Here is a 3,637-nt window from a genome sequence, read left to right as displayed (position 1 = left end):
ATGATGCGGGCGTCGGGGTATTTGTCGTCGGTGTCGTTCCACATGTAGAAGTCGCCGAACGGCCCGTCCGGATCCGTCCGCGACGCCTGGAACCACGGGTGGCGGTCCGAGGTGTGGTTCATGACCAGATCGGCGATGACCCTGATCCCGCGGGCGTGCGACTCCTCGATCAGCTCGACGAAATCGCCGAGCTCGCCGAAGTCCGGGAGGATCTCGGTGTAGTTCGCGATGTCGTAGCCGCCGTCCTTCAGCGGTGACTGGTAGATCGGCAGCAGCCACAGGCAGTCGACACCCAGCCATTCGAGGTGGTCGAGTTTGGAGATCAGGCCGCGCAGATCGCCGTAGCCGTCATTGTTGGAATCGCAGAACCCGCGCACCGACACCTCGTAGAACACCGCGGTCTTGAACCAGTGCGGCGTGTGCGGAGCGTCCTCGGCGAACGGGTCTGGGACGGCCCCCGCCGCCGGCGCGGCCCGCTCCGCCCCGAGCGTGCCGCGGAGGAGCGCGGGATCGGCCTCCGGGTCGGCGACCTGGCCGGACGTGCTGCAGGTGAAGTACTTCGGCTGGGCGTGCATGGGCCATCCCGGAGTGTCGGCGACATCTAGCTCTGCAATTCCCGCCGTCCGTCGCGGGTGCGTGCGCGACAGGCAACCATCCGTAAAAATCTCAGTACTCTCCGTAATCAAGCCGCCGCTCCGGTGCTCGCCGCACGTGCTCCCGAACCGGGGGGAGGACTTGCCGCGCGGCAGGCGTGTCATGCCCGGATCTTTAGGGTCGGCGCCGTTTCCGCCGCAGGCCCCGGGTAGGTCCCTTCCAAGCTCGGAACCTGCCGCGCGGGCAGCTGACGACCAGCCCGGACGGGCGATGTCCTCGTCTCGTCCAAAGCGATCGGAGGGACAGTGGAGCGCTGGGAGATGTCGCCATCGGTCGTACCGACGCGCGATGACCTCGTGGCGCGGCTGCGCGTTCGCTTCGCCGACATTCCGGCCGAGAACGTGCGCCGTTGCGTGGACGACCTGTGGTGCTGCTGCACCCATCTCGGGATGCGGCCCGACGCCCGGACCATCGAGCGCCTCGCGGCGTCCCGGCTCACGGGCGTCGTCCGCGGCGCGCGGCCGCCGTATCCGGACGGGGAGCGCGCCCCGGTGCCGCCGGGCCGGGCCGCCGCCGCGCCCGCCCCCGTACGGCCGACCACCGGCGGGTCCGCTCCGGCCCGTGCCGCCGCGCGTACCCCGATCGGGATGTGACAGATGAAGGACACCACCGTGCCGGGCCTGCGGACGGACACCCGGCGAGGGTTCATCGTGCTGCGGCTTCCCGCACAGGTCAGCTGGCGCAACTACGCCGGGATCAGGGAGGGCGTGTGCCGGGCGCTGGCACTGGCCGCCGGCGAGCTCGCCCCTGACCGTCCCGCCGCCGCCCGTCCCGCCGCCCGGCCCCGCAAGGGGGTCGTCGTCGACTTCGGCGACTCGGTCCTGCTGGACGCGTCCGGGCTGGTGCTCCTCGCCCGCACCGAGACGCGCGCCCAGCTGCTCGGCTGCCCGCTGCGGGCCGTGGTGCCCGCGACGGCCGCGCCGGTGCGGCGCGCGCTGCACCTCACCGGCCTGTCCAGCCTCGTCCCGGTGTTCGAGGACGTCGCGGAGGCGACCGCGGCGCCGGTGGCGCCCGGCGGGACCGCGACCGTCGACACCGGCCACGTGCTGGACGCCATCCGGGCCCTGCACCCCGCCGACCCCGGACTCGCGCCGACACCGTCCGCCGCCCCGCCCGAACTGCTGATCACCACGGCCGAGGCGGGCGACGGCGACCACACCGTGGTGGAGCTGTCCGGGGTGCTCGACCCCGTCACCGTCCGCCGCCTCGGCGAGACGCTGACCTCGCTGGTCGAGGGCGACCTGCGGCACCTGATGGTGCGGATGGGCGACCGGCTCGGGGTGCGCTGCGACCCGCTGCCGGTGCTGCTCGGCATCCGCTGGCGGGTCGCCGCGGAGGGCGGCTGCCTGTCGCTGCCCGGCCTGCCCGCCCGGCTCCGCGAGATCATCGACCGCGAGGGGCTCGGCTCGGTGTTCACCGCCTGCCGTCCCGTCGACGGCCGGCTCGGCGCGGAACCGGCCTGACCGGCCGCCTTCCCGCCGCCCCGGCATCGGGGTCCGCCACCGCGGAGCCGATGCGAGCGGGCCGCCCCGTCCCTTCGCTCAGGCCCCGCCCGGCCGCAGCCGATCGCGCGCGGCGCGCAGGGAGTCGCGGACGGGACGGCCCGTGCCCGTCCGGCCCGCCCGCTCGCGGGACGGCGCGGCGGGCTCGGCGCCGTCCTCGGCGACCGGGCGCTCTTCGTTCGGTGCCGGACGCTCTTCGTCCCGCTGGATCGTGAACACGTGCGCGGGACGCGCGTGCGGGTCGAGCCGGACGTAGTTCGCTGCCGCCACGTGTAGGTGGCGTCGTCGAGCTGGTCGATGACGGTGAACGACCGCTCGGGGTCGTTCGGGAGGCCGAGCGCGGTGAGGTCGAGGTGGACCGTCGCTTCGCGCGGCTGGTGCGGGTTGAGGTTGACGACCGCCAGCACCACGTCGTCGCCGTGCCGCTTGGAGAAGGCGAGCAACTCGGGCTGGTCGACGTGGTGGAAGCGCAGATTGCGCAGCCGCTGCAAGGCCGGATGCAGTTTCCGGAGTGTGTTGAGTTGGGTGATGAGGGGGGCGATGGTGGTGTTGTCGCGGTCGGCGGCTTCCCAGTCGCGGGGGCGGTACTGGTATTTCTCCGAGTCGCGGTATTCCTCGCTGCCGGGGCGGACGGGGGTGTTCTCGCACAGTTCGTAGCCGGAGTAGATGCCCCAGGTGGGGGACAGGAGGGCGGCGAGGATGGCGCGGATCTCAAAAGCGGGGCGGCCGCCGTGCTGGAGGTATTCGTTGAGGATGTCGGGGGTGTTGGTGAAGGCGTTGGGGCGCATGTAGGCGGCGGCGGGGCCGGTGAGTTCGGTGAAGTAGTCGGTGAGTTCGTCGGCGGAGTTGCGCCAGGTGAAGTAGGTGTAGGACTGGTGGAACCCGATCTTGGCCAGGGTGTGCATCATGGCCGGGCGGGTGAACGCTTCGGCGAGGAACAGCACGTCGGGGTCGGTGTGGTGGATGTCGGCCAGGAGGCGTTCCCAGAAGTTGACGGGTTTGGTGTGGGGGTTGTCGACGCGGAAGATCCGCACGCCGTGGTCCATCCAGTGCCGGATCACTCGGCGGACTTCGGCGTACAGCCCTTCGGGGTCGTTGTCGAAGTTGAGGGGGTAGATGTCCTGGTATTTCTTGGGCGGGTTCTCGGCGTAGGCGATGGTGCCGTCGGCGCGGGTGGTGAACCATTCGGGGTGCTGGGTGACCCAGGGGTGGTCGGGGGAGCATTGCAGGGCCAGGTCGAGGGCGATTTCCAGGCCGTGGTCGGAGGCGTAGGCGACGAAGGCGTCGAAGTCGGCGAGGGTGCCCAGGTCGGGGTGGATGGCGTCGTGGCCGCCGTCGGGTGAGCCGATGGCCCAGGGGGAGCCGGGGTCGTAGGGGCCGGCGTCGAGGGTGTTGTTGGGTCCTTTGCGGTGGCTGGTGCCGATGGGGTGGATGGGGGGGAGGTAGACGACGTCGAAGCCCATGTCGGCGATGGCGGGCAG

At 71.7% G+C, this 3,637-nt stretch carries 3 protein-coding genes and 1 pseudogene; 2 read left to right on the top strand and 2 right to left on the bottom strand.

The features are described 5' to 3' along the window. A partial coding sequence (locus tag AB0C78_RS50560) for an alpha-amylase family glycosyl hydrolase (RefSeq protein WP_360762958.1) occupies positions 1-575 on the bottom strand: 575 nt, incomplete at its 3' end. A gap of 339 nt (positions 576-914) precedes the next feature. Here AB0C78_RS50560 and AB0C78_RS50555 point away from each other — a divergent pair. Further along, the gene (locus AB0C78_RS50555) at positions 915-1,247 is read left to right on the top strand and encodes a hypothetical protein (RefSeq protein WP_360762955.1); all 333 of its coding nucleotides are present in this window, start codon (positions 915-917) and stop codon (positions 1,245-1,247) included. 3 nt (positions 1,248-1,250) lie between these two features. Continuing rightward, positions 1,251-2,117: an STAS domain-containing protein gene (locus AB0C78_RS50550; protein WP_360762953.1), complete on the top strand. Its 867-nt coding sequence runs from the start codon at positions 1,251-1,253 to the stop codon at positions 2,115-2,117. 246 nt (positions 2,118-2,363) lie between these two features. Here AB0C78_RS50550 and AB0C78_RS50545 read toward each other — a convergent pair. Next, positions 2,364-3,637: pseudogene (locus tag AB0C78_RS50545) on the bottom strand (alpha-1,4-glucan--maltose-1-phosphate maltosyltransferase); the annotation flags it as partial.

The sequence above is a fragment of the Actinomadura sp. NPDC048394 genome, from assembly GCF_040651755.1.
Classification (GTDB): Bacteria; Actinomycetota; Actinomycetes; order Streptosporangiales; family Streptosporangiaceae; genus Spirillospora; species Spirillospora montaniterrae.
The sequence above is the reverse complement of the archived record's forward strand: the minus strand, read 5'-3'. Positions and strand labels throughout refer to the sequence as shown.

Excerpts from the sequence above, each read along its gene's own strand:
- AB0C78_RS50550 (WP_360762953.1), top strand. The coding sequence starts at position 1,251 with ATGAAGGACACCACCGTGCCGGGCCTGCGGACGGACACCCGGCGAGGG.
- AB0C78_RS50555 (WP_360762955.1), top strand. The coding sequence starts at position 915 with ATGTCGCCATCGGTCGTACCGACGCGCGATGACCTCGTGGCGCGGCTG.